The organism is Psychrobacter piscatorii, from assembly GCF_001444505.1.
GTDB lineage: Bacteria > Pseudomonadota > Gammaproteobacteria > Pseudomonadales > Moraxellaceae > Psychrobacter > Psychrobacter piscatorii_B.
Window position 1 is genome coordinate 1 of the sequence record NZ_LNDJ01000059.1, and the last position, 16,977, is coordinate 16,977.

General features: G+C 45.4%; 16 protein-coding genes. 8 read left to right on the forward strand and 8 right to left on the reverse strand.

Going from position 1 to position 16,977, the window contains the following annotated elements:
• The coding region (locus AS194_RS05370; RefSeq protein WP_200960326.1) for a transposase at positions 1–343 on the forward strand (343 nt) is incomplete at its 5' end.
• Between the two features lie 75 nt (positions 344–418).
• Here AS194_RS05370 and AS194_RS05375 read toward each other — a convergent pair.
• Positions 419–3,352, reverse strand: coding sequence for a valine--tRNA ligase (locus tag AS194_RS05375; protein ID WP_058024445.1), 2,934 nt, complete (start codon positions 3,350–3,352; stop codon positions 419–421).
• A 290-nt stretch (positions 3,353–3,642) separates the two neighbouring features.
• On the opposite strand from AS194_RS05375, the gene AS194_RS05380 reads away from it, so the two are divergent.
• A complete protein-coding gene (locus tag AS194_RS05380; RefSeq protein ID WP_227511581.1) occupies positions 3,643–4,794 on the forward strand; it encodes a formate/nitrite transporter family protein in 1,152 nt (383 codons plus the stop codon).
• A 166-nt stretch (positions 4,795–4,960) separates the two neighbouring features.
• Here AS194_RS05380 and AS194_RS05385 read toward each other — a convergent pair whose 3' ends face one another.
• The 6 genes from AS194_RS05385 to AS194_RS05410 form a co-directional block, all read right to left on the reverse strand.
• Complete coding sequence (locus tag AS194_RS05385; protein WP_058024446.1) at positions 4,961–5,884, reverse strand: bile acid:sodium symporter family protein; 924 nt, start codon at positions 5,882–5,884, stop codon at positions 4,961–4,963.
• 312 nt (positions 5,885–6,196) lie between these two features.
• Positions 6,197–6,730, reverse strand: coding sequence for a YbjQ family protein (locus AS194_RS05390; RefSeq protein WP_058024447.1), 534 nt, complete (start codon positions 6,728–6,730; stop codon positions 6,197–6,199).
• A gap of 78 nt (positions 6,731–6,808) precedes the next feature.
• Positions 6,809–7,246, reverse strand: a complete 438-nt coding sequence (locus AS194_RS05395; RefSeq protein WP_058024448.1) for a YbjQ family protein — start codon at positions 7,244–7,246, stop codon at positions 6,809–6,811.
• A 108-nt stretch (positions 7,247–7,354) separates the two neighbouring features.
• A complete protein-coding gene (locus tag AS194_RS05400; protein WP_058024449.1) occupies positions 7,355–7,912 on the reverse strand; it encodes a UPF0149 family protein in 558 nt (185 codons plus the stop codon).
• A 248-nt stretch (positions 7,913–8,160) separates the two neighbouring features.
• A complete protein-coding gene (locus AS194_RS05405; protein WP_057761656.1) occupies positions 8,161–8,397 on the reverse strand; it encodes a PA3496 family putative envelope integrity protein in 237 nt (78 codons plus the stop codon).
• Positions 8,398–8,582: 185 nt separating this feature from the next.
• On the reverse strand, positions 8,583–10,043 hold the full coding sequence (locus AS194_RS05410) for a hypothetical protein (RefSeq protein WP_058024450.1): 1,461 nt from the start codon (positions 10,041–10,043) through the stop codon (positions 8,583–8,585).
• A 380-nt stretch (positions 10,044–10,423) separates the two neighbouring features.
• On the opposite strand from AS194_RS05410, the gene serB reads away from it, so the two are divergent.
• From serB to hemJ, 6 genes are all read left to right on the forward strand, one after another.
• Positions 10,424–11,614, forward strand: coding sequence for a phosphoserine phosphatase SerB (serB, locus tag AS194_RS05415; RefSeq protein ID WP_058024451.1), 1,191 nt, complete (start codon positions 10,424–10,426; stop codon positions 11,612–11,614).
• Positions 11,615–11,796: 182 nt separating this feature from the next.
• A complete protein-coding gene (locus AS194_RS05420) occupies positions 11,797–12,804 on the forward strand; it encodes a DUF368 domain-containing protein (RefSeq protein WP_058024452.1) in 1,008 nt (335 codons plus the stop codon).
• Between the two features lie 283 nt (positions 12,805–13,087).
• A complete protein-coding gene (aciT, locus tag AS194_RS05425; protein WP_227511582.1) occupies positions 13,088–13,480 on the forward strand; it encodes an AciT family ciprofloxacin tolerance protein in 393 nt (130 codons plus the stop codon).
• Between the two features lie 188 nt (positions 13,481–13,668).
• Positions 13,669–14,175, forward strand: coding sequence for an SCP2 sterol-binding domain-containing protein (locus tag AS194_RS05430; RefSeq protein ID WP_058024453.1), 507 nt, complete (start codon positions 13,669–13,671; stop codon positions 14,173–14,175).
• A gap of 256 nt (positions 14,176–14,431) precedes the next feature.
• Positions 14,432–15,544 (forward strand): biotin synthase BioB, encoded by a 1,113-nt coding sequence (bioB, locus tag AS194_RS05435; RefSeq protein ID WP_058024454.1) that lies wholly within the window; start codon positions 14,432–14,434, stop codon positions 15,542–15,544.
• Positions 15,545–15,619: 75 nt separating this feature from the next.
• Positions 15,620–16,054 carry a protoporphyrinogen oxidase HemJ gene (hemJ, locus tag AS194_RS05440; RefSeq protein WP_058024455.1) on the forward strand — a complete coding sequence of 145 codons (435 nt, stop codon included), beginning with the start codon at positions 15,620–15,622 and terminating at the stop codon, positions 16,052–16,054.
• Between the two features lie 114 nt (positions 16,055–16,168).
• Here the strand turns inward: hemJ and AS194_RS05445 are convergent, their stop codons facing one another.
• A complete protein-coding gene (locus tag AS194_RS05445; protein WP_058024456.1) occupies positions 16,169–16,960 on the reverse strand; it encodes a hypothetical protein in 792 nt (263 codons plus the stop codon).
• Between the last annotated feature and the right edge of the window lie 17 nt (positions 16,961–16,977).

Here is a 16,977-nt window from a genome sequence, read left to right on the forward strand (position 1 = left end):
CATCGGAGCTCTCTATGAAAAGATGCTATTTGCGCTTGATTACGTTGAGCAGAATATCAATAGCACCATATTCTACGACTGGTGCAAACACACTTTAATTCCAAGTCTCAAGACTAAATGCGTGATTGTCATGGATAACGCTCGGTTTCATAAAAGCAAACGTATTCAAAAGCTACTCAACAGACATGGCCATCGTATTCTTTGGCTACCACCGTACAGCCCTGATCTGAACCCTATCGAGAAGAAGTGGGCACAGGCTAAGCTTCTACGCCAAGGATGGATGGAGAATAATCTACCTAAACTGTTTTATGATATGGGCTGTATCGATTTTATAAAGATTTAACTATAATTTATACCAAAAAAAACACCCCCATCATGGAGGCATTTTCTTCACTATCAGGTTATTAAAAGCGTTTCATCATAACGCCTTTAACTGCTCCATCTGCGCTGTCATCGCCGTCAACTGCCCTTCTAGCTCAGCCAGTTTCGCTTTCTCAGCATCGACCACTTCCGCAGGGGCTTTACTGACAAAGCCTTCATTACCTAGCTTGCGCGCGATACCGTCGGCTTGATCTTTCAACTTATCATATGACTTACCTAAACGTGCCAGCTCAGCCGTTGGATCGATCAGACCTTTCATCGGTACGAGTACCCGTAGCTGACCGACCATACTTGATGACGATAATGGTACGTCATCGCCTTCTTTGACGATCTCTAGGCTCTCGACTTTGGCAAGCGCTTTAAACTGGTTTTTGATACGGGATAGACGCGCTTCTTCATCGGCAGAGACGTTTTGTAGGAGTACTGGCAGACGTACGGCATTACCCAGTTTCATCTCACCACGAATGTTGCGGACGCTCGCGATTAGTTCTTGTAGCCATGCCATATCCGCCTCAGTCTGCTCGCTGATTTGGCTATCATCGGTTTGTGGATAGTCAGCGACCACGATGCTGTCGGTATTTTTGCGACCCAGTAGCGGCGCGATGGTCTGCCAGATTTGCTCAGTCAGATACGGCATGATTGGATGGGTGAAGCGTAGCGCCGTCTCTAATACGTGCAGTAGTACATAGCGGATTTGCGCTTTACGCGCATCCGTCACCGAGTCATCATTTAGGCTGGCTTTGGCAAGCTCAACGTACCAATCACAGTACTCGTTCCAGATAAACTCATAGATATCTTGGCTGACCATATCGAGACGATACTGAGCAAAATGCTGATGAATGTCTTTGATACTAGAGTTGAGGCGACTTATGATCCATTTTTCTGGTAATTCCCATACATCAGGATTTGCCGTTTGGTCGATAGGCTTGGCATTGCTGTCACCATCGACACAGTTCATGAGGACAAAACGGCTGGCGTTCCAGATTTTATTACAGAAGTTACGATAGCCCTCGACACGCTTGAGATCAAAGTTGATATCGCGACCCGTACTGGCTAATGAGGTAAAGGTAAAGCGCAGTGCGTCGGTGCCATACGCTGGGATGCCTTCTGGGAATTCTTTGCGCGTTTGCTTCTCAATCTTGGCCGCGTCTTTTGGATTCATCATGTTGCTGGTGCGTTTTTCGACCAGCGCTTCCAGCTCAATACCGTCGATGAGATCGATCGGATCTAAGACGTTACCTTTTGACTTTGACATTTTTTGACCATTACCATCACGTACCAGACCATGCACATAGACGGTCTTAAACGGTACTTGCGGCGTGCCATCTTCGTTTTTGACAAAATGCATGGTCAGCATAATCATGCGCGCTACCCAAAAAAAGATAATGTCAAAACCTGTCACCAGCACGCTGGTTGGGTGGAAAGTCTCCATCACGCGTGGATCGGCATTGACGTCTGCCCAGTCAAGCGTACTGAACGTCCATAGACCCGAGCTGAACCATGTATCGAGCACATCATCATCTTGGCGCAGTTTGACATCGTCGCTTAGGTTATATTTAGTGCGTACTTCCGCCTCATCACGTGCGACATAAATCTCACCTGTCGCATCGTCATACCATGCAGGGATACGATGTCCCCACCACAGCTGACGGCTGATACACCAGTCTTGTAGATCGGTCATCCACGCCATATACATGTTTTTGTACTGGGCAGGGACGAACTCGATGCTGCCGTCTTCTACCGCATCAATCGCAGGCTTGGCAAGCTCCTTGACCGCGACATACCACTGATCGGTCAACCATGGCTCAACGATCGTACCGCCACGCTCAGCACGTGGGGCTTTAAGTGCGTAGTCCTCGATGTCTTCTAGCCAGCCCTGATCGCCTGCTTGCTCAACCAAGAATTTACGCGCGGCAAAACGCTCAAGTCCGGCATACTCGCTAGGCGTAGTCTCTAGCTCTGGCTCACGCGTTTGCAGGTCAGGATAGACTTCCATCGCTGGCAAAATGTTGGCGCGCTCATCGAGAATATTAATCAATGGCAAGCTATGACGACGACCCAATTCATAATCGTTAAAATCATGCGCTGGGGTGATTTTGACACACCCTGTACCGAAGTCGCTCTCGACATAGTCATCAGCGACGATAGGCACGACGCGACCCGTAATCGGTAAAGTAATGGTTTTGCCGACCAAATGTGCATAACGCTCATCACTCGGATTGACCGCAACAGCAGTATCACCAAGGAGTGTCTCAGGACGCGTGGTGGCGACGACCAGATAGTTTTTGCCATCTTGAGTGGTCAGCTCTGTGTCCGTGAAATGGTAGCGGAAATGCCACAAGCTGCCTTTTTCATCGTGGTTTTCGACTTCAAGATCTGACAGCGCAGTTTGGAATTTTGGATCCCAGTTGACCAAACGCTTACCACGATAGATAAGACCATCGTCAAACAGGCGTACGAATACTTCTTTTACCGCGTTAGACAGACCATCATCCATGGTAAAGCGCTCACGCGACCAATCAACCGAGCTACCCAAACGACGAATTTGGCTAGTGATACTGCCGCCTGACTCTTCTTTCCATTCCCACACTTTATCGATGAAGTCTTCACGTGTCATATCACGGCGCTTGAGTCCTTGCGCCTCCAAGCGACGCTCAACAACCATTTGGGTTGCAATACCGGCATGATCCGTACCTGGTTGCCACAGCGTATTATCACCATCCATACGGTGATAACGTGTGAGCGCATCCATGATTGCATTGTTAAAACCGTGACCCATATGCAGAGAGCCGGTGACATTTGGCGGTGGTAGCGCGATAGAAAACGACTCGTCTTTATCAAATGTTGGGGCAAAATAACCGCTTTCTTCCCAGCCTTGATACATGCCTGCCTCGACTTGTGCAGGGTTATAGGCGTTTTCTAATTGATTGAGTGCCGCTTGAATAGAGGCAGTTAGGTTGTGGTTACTCATAATGGCATTATCTTTTATTGATTGAATGTGATCAAAGTTAATTGAATTAAAGAGAATATAAAAATTAGGAAAATAATGAATAGAGTGATTTTAACGCAGATAGGCAGATTTTGTTAGATGGTAAGGCAATTTATAAAGCCTGAAGGTCATTTTTCATGCCATTATCGAACAATTAATAACCCCAATTGGTTAAACACTCAACAGAACCTACCACAGTCATACGCTAAAATAGCATCGATAGCGTTGTATCAGCTCTATCCATATACCAGCCGACCAACAGTGAGTCACCCTTGTCCCAAAATAACACACCTAACCAAAGCCGTCGTCAGGATGCTCAGGATATCCTACCAGATAGCGCGCGCGTGAGTACCACCAGTCATTCATCTCAGGATGATGATGCAAGCGATCATCATAAAAAAGACAATATGACGCACAGTCATACGCTACAGCACAGCCACACTCCTGAAAACAACGATACAGATATTCATACGCATAGCCACGCAGATGATCATATAAAAGCCACCGAAGATTTAGACAATGATGATTTGCCAGAAGAGATCAGCGAAGAAGACAAGGAAACCATCAAAAAGGTCGCCGGTGATGATAATCTAAGTCAAGCAAAAAGCTACGCCAGTATCTTGGTCGAGCAAGTCATCCATGCCAAAGAAACTTTTGAACGCTCGCTTGGCTCACTGTTTACCAGCGCCTTTACGGCTGGGCTTGAGATTGGTATCAGCTTTTTTGTGATTTTATCGGCGTTTGCCTTACTTAATGATGTGCTGCCGAGTCGCTATGCGATGGTACTGTCCTCCCTGCTCTATCCGATCGGCTTTATTATCGTGGTGATTGGTCAGTCGTTATTATTCACTGAGCAGACCTCCCTACTCAGTCTACCTGTGCTAAACAAGATTGAACCACTGCATAAGCTGCTGCGTCTATGGGGCATCGTTATAGCTGGTAATATCGTCGGTGGCTGTTTGTTTGCTGCATTGATGATTGGCTTAGGGCTGCATATGCATCTGTTTACCGACCATGCTATCGATGCTTACGCTGAGCATATCTTAGGGTTTGAGTGGTGGGTCATCTTTGGTAGTGCGGTACTGGCAGGTTGGATGATGGGCGTGGCGGCATGGCTAGTCACATCTGCACGCGATACCCTTAGCCGTATTGTTTTGGTTTCTATTATCACTGGTAGTATCGGGTTTTTGGGCTTACACCACAGTATCGTTGGCAATATTGAAGTGTTTTCAGCATTGCTGTATGGCAATACGGTCAGCCTATGGCACTATTTGATATTTTTAGTCGTGGTCTTAGTGGGTAATACGGTAGGCGGCGTGGTATTTGTCGCGGTACTCAAAAACCGCACATTCTTGTTTGAAATTGAAAGAGTCAAAGAACAAGCAGCTGAGGCACGAGCAGAAGTAGATAGGCGCAGATTTTAGCGTTGAACAATGCTATCCGTATTGAATCAACCCACACACTTTAAGAAACTATGATAAATATAAAAGCCCACAATAACTCTCATCATAAAAAGTATATTGTGGGCTTATTTTATTGGGTCGTGCAATGCGTACTTAGCAATGCACTGCGGCTTACATTCTGATTAAACTACATTCTTCTTGCAGCCAACACGCTATTTTCTCTTTCTACTCTATTTGCTTTATTGTGTTGCGCGGTAAACACTCTGACCATGATACCTGCGGTTAAGAACATGATTAGCGTATAAATAGCTGGAGTCAACGACATCTTATAGTTAGCGAGCAGCGTCAATGCCATAAACATCGACAGCGTACTGTTTTGTAGCCCCACCTCCATCGTGATTGATCTTCTCTGCGCAGGATTTAGACCGAACCATTTACTGGTGTAATAACCAAGCGCCATCGTCGATACGTTCAATATGAGCGATACAGGGCCAGTGGCAATTAGGGCCTCTACGATGATGTCTCTTTGTACATAGCTCAAGAAAAGTACCAAGAAGCTCAAAAAAATCACCCCAAAACGGGATACCATTACCTGTGCTTTATCAGCAAAGTTAGGCTTATAGTTTTTGATGAGCATACCAATACTAACTGGCAGTATCGTCAGAGCAATCAAGCTGATCATGGTCTTGGCGACTGGCAACTGAAACTCACTACCGGCACCCATGAAGTACACGAGCGAAAAACTCAGCACGATAGGAATGGTAAATACGGTGATAACACTGGCGATCGCCGTCATCGTGACCGAAAGCGCGACATCCCCTTTTGCCAAATAAGTAAATAAGTTAGATGTCGTGCCACCAGGACACAGTACTAGCAGCATAACGCCAACGGCATACTCAGGCTCGAGTGACATGAAAGTTGCCAAGGCAAAACCGACCAATGGCAAGAATAGTAGCTGATTGGTCAATCCGATTGCGACTGCTTTGGGATATTTGACGACTCTTTTAAAGTCATTGGTAACTAAGGACAACCCCATTCCCATCATGATCAAAAAAATACTAATGGGAATGACTTTTGAATTGACAAACGTGACTAACTCCACACCTTCCATAACTACATCCTTGTAGATAGAACCCTTACACGGGCAGGTTTATGACAACGTTATGATGCTCAATCAGCCAATCCTGCTGATATCTTGGGTAAAAGCCACCGACATTGTCAGCGTTTTTATACGACACTTTGTACACAACACTTTTTGGAATCATCACTACTGACATACACCCAAAAAATGTCGAAACATTGAAAGTCAGTATATCGTTGTAAAAGTGTATGTATTTGATTTTTCTGACTACTGGTCAGTCAGCGTTGGGTTTTGTGCTGCGACAACCACAGAGGAGAATCTAAATAGCAGTGCTACGAGGTATTAAGAGATGCTAGGAAGTGCAGAAGGTACACGTGCAGGCGATGTGTGTGTAGCAGAAACGATAGGTATGTGATCAGTACTGATGACCGCCGTGCCATAAGCAATGGCTTCTACCATACTGCCCAATTGGTTGATGTTAGTGACTTCTAGACGTACGCCATAAATATGGGTGTAGCCTTTGGCTTTTGCTTGTGTACGCATACGGACGATTGCCTCACGGCGCGCGCGATCAAGCAGGGTCTCATAGGTCGTTAGGTTTTTGCCAAAGAGACTAAGCACGCGAGCAATAATCATCTTAAAGTAATCTTGAGCAATAACGACGCTGCCAAGAACTAGCGCGCCCTCACTACCGACAGCCAGCTCAGGACGGTAGAAACGCTCGCTTGAAACCGTAATATCCTCTAGCGCCTGCTCTGCTACTGTTAGCTGTGCCAAATGCTGACGCTCGTGACGCGACCCAAAAAACCAACCAGCGGCGAATAAAAAGATAAACGGCCCATAATTGATAAGCACTTGCGTGAGTGAGTCATTCATGGGACCTTTCTCATTATAAAAATCATTACGGTTTTTAGCATTGTTGTTTTTAGTGCTACAGCTTTTAAAGCGCTAAGATCAACCAAAAGGATTAAAACGCGGTAGATCCTCTGGCGCAGTCTGGACTTGAGGGTTGGGTGTTTGACCGGACGGATAGTGATTATCGCTTGGTGGGTTCTGGAGCTGTTGCGATACTGGTACCGCTTTGACCGCTGTCCCATAAACAAACAGCTCAGAAGCCCCTTGTGCAATACTAGAGGTAGAGAAACGCAAGCCGACGACAGCATCGGCACCAAGCGCTTCTGCCTTGACAATCATGCGATCGATCGCTTCTTGGCGTGACTCTTCTAACAGCTCGGTATAGGCGGTCAGCTCGCCGCCAACGATGTTTTTTAGCCCAGCAAACAAGTCTTTGCCCACATGCTTTGAGCGCACCGTACTGCCATACACCACATCTAAGCGCTCGGTAATTCGATAATTAGGTAAGTGTTCAAGATTGGAGAGTTGCACAGCCATAGTAAGACCTTATCGGTGACTTATAATGTATCTAAAAGAATGACCAGAGCGACTTAACGCAGCACCAATAAAAGACAGTACAATTAGTCGTACTGTCTTTTAGAATGACTAGTCATTGGTATGAAACAATAAAAACAGCTCGGTCAAATTGCCTTCGATGCTATTGGCCATTTGTACCATTTTGTCTTCATCGCGACGCATTGCTTCTAGCTCTGGATCTTCATCATCGATGCCGCTTAATACAATCATTGGCAAGGTCAATACAGCCACGTCTTCTGCTGTCTCTTCGTCTTCAAACCAATCACTTGCTTCATCGCCATACATGGCATCAACAAAACCAATCGACCAAGCCACGATATCTGACTCATCTGAAAAATCAACTGCCACTTCTTCGTCACCAGCATCTTCACCAAATGGCAGCTCAATCGGAGTCTCATTTTTTAGCTCAGCCATGATCGAGTCGCGCCAGCGCTGAATACCATCGATGACGTTTTCTGGAATCTCACTCACATGACCCTCAAAAAGCGCGTCCATCCAGTTAGGGAGTGGGCGACCAATGACCGTCGCTGTCAAAAACCCATGCGCGGCGACACTATCGAGCACGAACTGGCTCTCTTGGTTGTCCAAATAATCGAGCAGTTCATCAAAACTTAATTGGTTATTCATGGCTTAACAGTCCTTGAGAGATAGCCAACGTCAATCGCAGTGATCGATCGGTTAAAGGCAAAAGGGTTTTAAAACAAAGGCTGCTTGAATAGTGAAAAACAAGCAGCCTTTACAACGTAAATATCATTCAATAGAGCGGGTTACACACGTTTATAAAAAGTAATAAACATCTGGCAACCTATATGACTGATTAGATGATGGTCAATCATTAGAGGACTTTAGTCAGCTTAGACAATGATGCCAATGAATTAAAAATCGTCGTCATCCCAATCATCACCATCTTCATCAAAATTGTCTATATCATCTAGATCATCTTTTAATTCTTTAGCCAAACGCTTCTCTTCTAGCAAATTATCGATCAGTCGACGCTTCTCAAGACTACTTAAACGCGTACGTACACTTGTCTCAGCTTCTTCAACCATCTTTGCGTCATCATCGTCGACAAAATCATCATCAAAATCGTCGTCAATATCAGCGTCACTCATGACAAACTCCTATCATTTTTAGGCAAGGGTATTAAATATACATCAATATATATATGCCTTATAAAGTCTCTATTGAAAGTTGTCAATCCTTTTTCTTAATATGTCACATTTCAGCCTGAGTACCAAGACTATGATACCAGTTATATAATGGACAATTGTAGTATAAATTACCCATATTAATACTGCTATGTCGCTGACTCATCTTCGTCTTCAATCATGAGCACGGCATTACGAACATCTGCCAAACGCTGAATCATCGAGTCGTTCCCGCCATCGAATATCGCACACTCGCGCTCATAGACAGTGGTTGGACGCATGATGCTATGGACCTGTACATGGTTACTGATTTGTTTGAGACCAGCAGCTGGCAGCAATATCAACAGTTGCTCTTTTTTGCCGATGCTCTGTAGTAGATGCGTCATGGGCTCTGATTGCGCCTCATCACTCACGCCTGCTTTGGCTGGCAGTGCAAAGCGCGACAGCTCGATATGCTTGTCATGAATGATTTTGTTGAGCATCAAGTACAGCTTGGCAAGCATGACCCCAGCCAGTGCTACTTTGGCATGGCTGTTGTCCGCTTTTAGCACCACGCTTGCACCATCGTCCTCAAAGTGTGCCTCATTGGTCGCACTGACACCCAGTAGTAATGGCTGTTTGAGTAGTTCGGTCACCGCTTGATTGAGCAGCTGCGTGCATAGCGCTAGATAAGGCAGGCGCTGCGCCGGTGCAAGGCGCTCAAGCATATTGAATTCATCATGAAAGACGATTTGCACTCTCACGCTATCGACTGCGCGCGTGGCAGACAATTTAGACGTCTGACCACCAGATTGCGAACTATGACGCTTTGCAGTGCCAACAACCTTGTCTTCAATATCGCCTTCAGACGTAGCTGTTAGACTGCCAGTTTCGTCACCAGTCTCTTGGTTCTGCTGATTTCTAAGATACTCGTTGACTTCATTGTGTACATTGAATGTGCGTGCGTTCGTTACTTTATTCTCTGTAACGCTTTCAGAAGCACCACTAGATAGTCGAGCATCAGCTGGGTTGTTAACTGTGCCGCCTGTGCCGCGCTCAAGGTCACGGCTGTAGCCGCGCTGATCGCCCTGACTGTACTGCTCGCGATACAAGTCCTGAATATTACGGCTCAGCGCACTGATTTGCTCTTTGGTCGGACGAGCAAGATAACCGTAGATTAACCACAGTAATAAATGCAGCAACATAGTGCCAATCACAAACGGCCACTGCATCGCGATGATTTCACCTTTACTAACGTCTTTTAACGTCAGTGCAACGCTACCAATCACCGCATCGCCGTTGGTGGCGATTTGGCGAATCGTATCGCCTTGCTGCATTGGCGCGTTGCCCACAGGCACCAAAATATCGTCTTTATTGTCTTTAATCAGTATTCTTGTTACGTCCTGCTCGCTAGTATAGCGGTTAGCAATCACACTGAGACTGACACGGTCTTTATTTTCTAAAGACAACCTTGCTTCATCAATCAGCTGGGCGACCATTTGCTCGCCTTTTAACGCACGACTTTTGCTCAGCTGTTGATCGGTACTGATGACCAATAACAACGTCTGCAAACAAAAACTAACCAGAAGAATAATGGCAAACAACCCTTGCCGCGGCGCTAAATACGTCATGATATGTTAAACTTTTTTGGAGAAAAGAAATTAAAAAACGAGTCTATTGCTCATTTTTTGGCTAATTTTTGAACAATTGTAATGCGCGAATATTGATCGATATTTACGGAAAATATGACTCAGATAAATGCTGCTATTTTTGCCACAGCATTATTATCAAAGTGGTCCGTTTATCTCATCTACTATATCACCATAATAAGTCTTATAGCGTTAGTCGATTTATAAATTTATCATAATAACTTTGTTGTATTTCAGCAGATTTTAGGCGCTGATAAGCATTTTTGGACACCTATGATACTTTGCGCGTCATCTATAGGCGCTGCTCAGTAAAACTGTTATTATTCCCAATCTTATATGAGCATACAAGGGACAATTGAGCCATGCCAAAAAATACATCTTATTCGTTACCAAAAGACAGCAAAGCATGGCAACAAGCCGTCGACTCTATTGCAGAATTATTACCTGATGATACCAATCTGCGAGATTTTGATGCGCTACAGTCGCTGCCTGTTTTTGCGCTCATTGTCGTGCTGCCTACTCAAGTATCAGCGATGGACATTCATCAATATGTTCAGTCTTGGGTCGATGAACAGCCAAGTTGGCATTTGGTGACGGTCGCTGAGGATACTGAGGCAAGCTTTGTTAATATTACGGTCTCTGATACAGAGCCAACGGCAGCCGATGCACAGCGTCTACCCTTTACCAATGCTCAAGTATACCGCTATTTGTTGGTACCTGTGACCGATACGCTGATGCACCCTGGCAAAAAGACCGCCGCCGCTCACATCATTGACGATCAGCTGACCACTCGTCTGCGCCATGACTTGTCTGAAGAATACAACCGCACACGCAGTGCGGATAGTACAGGCAATCTAGACATCGTCGATTGTCACATCCTATCGGTCGGTCATATGCTACGTACTCACAAGCTTGCCTGTTTTGACATGGATTCGACGTTGATTGAACAAGAGGTGATTGTAGAGCTGGCAAAAACGGCTGGTATTGGTGAGCAAGTTGAAGCCATTACTGAGGCGGCGATGCGTGGTGAAATTGACTTTGATGAATCATTTGCTCAGCGCGTGGCCTTATTAAAAGGTATCTCTACCGATGTGCTTGATGATATTTGCAACCGCTTGACGTTATCGGTCGGTGCCCGTACCACCATCAGTGCGTTAAAAGCCTTGGGCTACCATACGGTACTGGTGTCAGGTGGCTTTACTTACTTTGCCCGCTATATCGCTGAGCAATTGGGCATTGACGAAGTCCATGCCAATGCCTTAGACATCGAAGAAGGAAAAGTGACCGGTCACATACAGCTGCCCATTATAAATGGTGCCAAAAAAGCCGCTATAGTCGAGCATACTGCTGAGCGCTTAGGTATGGAGATGTCTCAAGTGGTCTGTGTCGGTGATGGGGCTAATGACTTGCCGATGATGGCGCTTGCCGATTTAGGAGTGGCTTATCATGCCAAGCCCATCGTGCAAGCACGTGCTGATGCCGCGATCAATGTGACAGGACTTGAAGGGACGCTTTATGCACTTGGCTATCCAGCGCTCGCTCCTACTCAGTAATCGCTAAGTATTCTATATCATCCGTTAAGCTGGGTTAATGTCTGTCTCATTAAGCCAGCTTTTATGCGTTAGTACATGTTTCATAAAATGATGTTGCTTTAATTTTTAAGTACGTTTCGTTGTAATAACGCCAGATATTTATTTTTAGATAACATTTATTCTCAGATAATAAAGGACTGTTCATGACGGCACCACAATCCCCACGGCCAAACCAGCCGTCAGTAGCAGAGCCATTAGACACAAGCACGGTGCCTGTCTCTGTCCCTGTGCATACGGATAACCCAAAAGAGCTGCTAGGGGTGTATATCAAAGGGATGGCGATGGGTGCTGCTGATATCGTTCCTGGTGTCTCTGGTGGCACTATTGCATTGATTGCAGGGATTTATGAGCGCCTGATCAATGCACTCGGTAGCATTGGCCCCAACCTTTGGCAGATATTCCGACAAGACGGCGGAATCAAAGGACTGATTGCGGTTTGGCGACAGGTTGATGCGACATTTTTATTGTGTTTGATACTTGGTATTGCGACGAGTTTTGCCACCTTGGCTGGTATTATCAAATATTTGCTAGACAATCAACCACTGCTTATTTGGTCATTCTTTTTTGGATTGGTGGTCGCAACGGTATTTATCTTATTAAGTGAGATTAAGCGCTGGAATATAGGACGTGTGGCGCTGTTTGCTGCCGGACTCATTGCTGCTGTGGTCATTAGTAGTCTGCCATTACTCGCGGCGACACCTAGCTTACCATACTTATTTTTTGCAGGCGCGATTGCGATTTGCGCCATGATATTGCCTGGGGTCTCAGGGTCTTTTATATTGTTGTTGCTAGGTGCCTACGATACCGTATTGGAAGCCGTGCATACTCTTAACTTTACGGTACTATTAACTGTGATGGCGGGCATGGCAACTGGATTGTTATTATTTACCCGTGCTCTAAAATGGTTATTAGCCCGCTACTATCAAGCCACCTTGGCATTGCTGACCGGTTTTATTGCCGGCTCTTTGGTCAAGGTATGGCCGTGGAAAGTAGATGTATTAGGCGCTCTTAACAGCGAGGCGATCAATAACGTTATGCCATGGCAGTATCCTACTGGTCCCCACTGGCTGACCACAGTTGGTCTTATGCTACTCGGTGCTATTTTGGTGTCGTTACTATCTTGGTGGGGCAGACGGACCAATAAGGCTTAACTGTTGATCCTCCCTGTGTAAATATTTGATTAAAAAGCCTCTGTTTGAACCATTACAACGGCTCCTACCCTCCCCAATATAAGCGCCCTTTTTTGCGGCGCTTAGCCTACCAGCTAACGATTAAAAATCGTACAAGCTATCCAAAAAAAAGCAACCTTAATCTAAAAAATCAAACGTCAACGGTTGTCGCAAAGTAGCCTAGCGCCTCTTTAGCTTTGCTCAACAACCTTCCATAATAGTCTCATTGGAGTTCACCTTATGAATAGCGAGATGAATGATGGCAATGACTATTTTTTCTTTTATTGGCGTAGAGATGTGGAGCAGCTCAGCATGGCTAGGCTATAGCTTACTGGCAGGTATGATCGTGGCGCTCGCTCTATCATCGCAGCGTTGGCTGTTGCTATATCTATTTGGTGGTATGGTCTACTGGTTGGCTGTTGAGATGATACAGAATATCTTGGTAGGTCGTCCGATGCTGTCTGCGCTTTCGGAATGGCACCGTTACGTCATCGCGATGGGAATCAGCTGGTTACCTTTGGCCGGCTGGGTACTATACCGAGCACTACGCTACGAGGATGTGAGTCATGCAGTCAGTCGGCAGCGCGAGTTAGAAGCGGCTCGCTATGTCGAACATACGCCTGTTTACGATGATGATTATAAGCCACGCTTTCATTGATACTGCCATACTGATATGAATACCCTACCCATAACACTGATATTTAATGTTACAAGATACTTAACGCTTTCTACTTAACTCCTAAAGAGTTGAAATCACTCAGTAGGTTATAATCTAGTTATATATTTATCATAAAAACTGGTATAAAGTACGCTTTATTCTTATGCCCTACCTTTAGGAGTTCCACTATGTTTACTATTCCTGTATTAGATATCAAATCTGACCCATTAGATGCGCTGCTAGCCGTGGTTGGTTATCGTCTGTCCATGCTCGCTGATAGCGACAACGAAGACGTCAAAGCACTTTTTGCTGATCGTAATGTCACGATTGAGTTTGCCAGCACCGAATCTGATATCGCGCGTTCTTTTCGCTTTGATAATGGACAATTTAGTCAACAAAGTGGTCATGCAAAAGCAGCAGATTTGACCATTACTTTCAAAGATTCTATGACGGGCGTCAAGCTATTGACCAAAGGTAGCTTGCCTGCATTTATGACTGCCGTGCAAGAAGGCAAATTAAGCATCGAGGGTGACTATAGCCTAATGATGTGGTTCAACAAACTTGCTAAGCATATCGTGCCAGCTGTTCCAGAAGAGTGTAAACCCTACCTCCAAAAAGCCAAGCCTTATGCGTATAAAGCACAGAAGTTTGCTGAGCACTGGGTGGGTTTTGCTAAGCATAAATTGGGCAAGTAAATAGCTGATCCTTTCCTATAAATGAGTAATGCATTGCATGATATTCACTGGTAAAATGGCTGAAATAGGCTCAACTAGATAGTTGCTATTTATGTGCGCTATTGTGACAATTATACATGCTCTCTAGCAGTGTTCTGATTTTCTAAAAAGGTTGCGGTATACTATACGGCAACCTTTTTTATTACCTTATAAATGACAATAGACACATACATTGATATTACCTGATACCATTTAATTTTATAAAAGGATTTACCTTATGGCAGGACTGCTTAGCATCTCTGAACCAAACGCCGATAGCACAACTGACCTACTCAGCCAACCTGATACTCACAAAGCCGCTCACACATACAGTCGTGACGACATCGCTCAGTTGTTTGATTTGCCTTTGATGGACTTGTTGTTAAAAGCCCAGACCATTCATAGAGAGCACTTTGTCGCCAACGAAATACAAATCAGTACGCTACTGTCTATTAAGACGGGTAACTGTCCTGAGGATTGTGGCTATTGCTCACAATCAGGTCATCATCGCGATACGACGAAACTGCAGGCAGAAAAACGCATAGAAGTGGATAAAGTCATCGCCGCGGCCAAACGCGCCAAGGCAACCGGTTCATCTCGCTTCTGTATGGGTGCTGCATGGAAACACCCAAGCGCCAAAGACATGCCTTATGTGGTCGAGCTCATCAAAGAAGTGAAAGCGTTAGGACTTGAGACTTGCATGACGTTAGGTATGCTCGATACCAATCAAGCGACGCAACTCGCGGATGCAGGACTGGATTATTACAATCATAACCTAGACACCTCACGCAGCTATTACGAGCAAGTCGTCAGCACGCGTAGCTATGATGAGCGCTTAGATACCATCGAAAACGTACGCAACTCTGGTATCAATGTTTGTAGTGGTAACATCGTCGGTATGGGTGAGAGCCGTGATGACCGTATTGATTGGGTGCATGAGCTGCTAAAAATGCCTAAAGCCCCTGAATCGATTCCTGTTAACCTGCTAGTCCCGATTAAAGGCACACCGATTGGCGATAAAGTATTGGCAGAAGGCCAGTTATCAGTGCTAGAGTGGATTCGCACCATTGCTGTGGCACGTATTTGCTGCCCGACTAGTTATGTGCGTTTGTCTGCTGGCCGTGAAAGCTTATCAGATTCAGAGCAAGCCTTGGCATTTATGGCGGGTGCTAACTCCTTCTTTTATGGCGACAAGTTATTGACGACGGGGAATGCCAGTCAATCAGGCGACGACAGACTCATGCGTGAGCTTGGTCTCACCAAGCAGTTTGCCGCACCAAGAGCGCCCAAAGTATTGCCTGTGATGGATGCGATGAGCGGTCATCAATCGCAGATGGTATTGGCCGATTAGTTTGGCTGTGTGCGGCTAACAAAAATGTATGAAAACAAGCCTGATATTACACGGCTGATAATAAGAGATTAAGTAATGGCAGATTATTTTAACTGGATTAAAGCTGCACACATCATCTCGATGGTCTGCTGGTTTGCGGCGATATTTTATTTGCCGCGTCTGTTTGTCTATCATGCGATGAGTGACGATAGCATCAGCCATGAGCGCTTTGCCATTATGGAGCGCAAGCTGTATCGCGGTATTATGACGCCATCGATGATAGCGACATGGATATTCGGTCTATGGATGTTAGGACTGGGCTGGGATGTTTATAAAACCCAAGGCTGGCTACACGTCAAGCTATTATTGGTCGTACTGCTATCAGGCTATCATGGCGCTTGCGGATTTTATCGCAAAAAACTGATTGATAACCCTCATTATAAATCCCATAAGTTTTGGCGCTGGTTTAATGAGGTACCTGTTTTTGCCTTGGTGATTATCGTCATTTTAGTGGTTGTTAAACCATTCTAAAATCTAGTCGAAATGCTTATGACTGATGACCTACCAATAAAAAGCGTCCGCCACTTTCATAAGTGACGGACGCTTTTTTATTTGTTTTTTGGACTGTCTACCAAATATTATAGATCAAACACTAGGGCGCATGATTTGATAGACATTGCTCAAATCATAAACACGATAACGCGCCGGCTCACGGCGGTTTTCACCAGCATAGCTTAATATCAATGCTTGCTTAGCACGCTCATCGACCCAACCGACGAACAGTCCACTGTGCTCAATGCCATTGTAGCCATGATTGATATAGTAAAGCCAGTCACCTGCCTCAATCTCACTGCTACTAGCATAAGGCCCTTGCGCATACGTGCCTTTATGTATGGTATTACGCGAAACTCCCGCTCGATTAAACACCGCATTCAAATAATCCCAGCAGCCGCCTTTGATAATCGTCCGCTCATTCAGTGCCATTTTACGTGCCGTGCTGACCACTTCGCGGGCAGCCATACTGCTTTGCGTCTCCGCACTACTCAATAGCGGTAAATACTCGCTATCGACATTGTCATAACTCCCTGATAAAAATGCTGGCAACACGGTGGGTGACTGACGCTGAATTTCAGGGTAACGATAGGTGCTGTTCATCGTTGACTGATTGCCATCATTGCTCGTATTAGAGTAATTGTTATATGTTGGCGAAACTGCTGCATCGCTTCGAGATGAATTAGCACGTTGAATGGTAGAGTGTGTACTGACTTTGACGGAGGGAACTGCTGGATAAGAAGACATATAGCGCGCACTAGAGTCAGACTGGACGGACTTTTGAGCGATGAGTGCGCTCATACTATCTGCATGGGCTTGTATGCTACAAGTGAATAATAATAAACTGCACGACGCTGCGACTGACGACATAGGCAAACGCGACATGACTAACTCCTGATCAA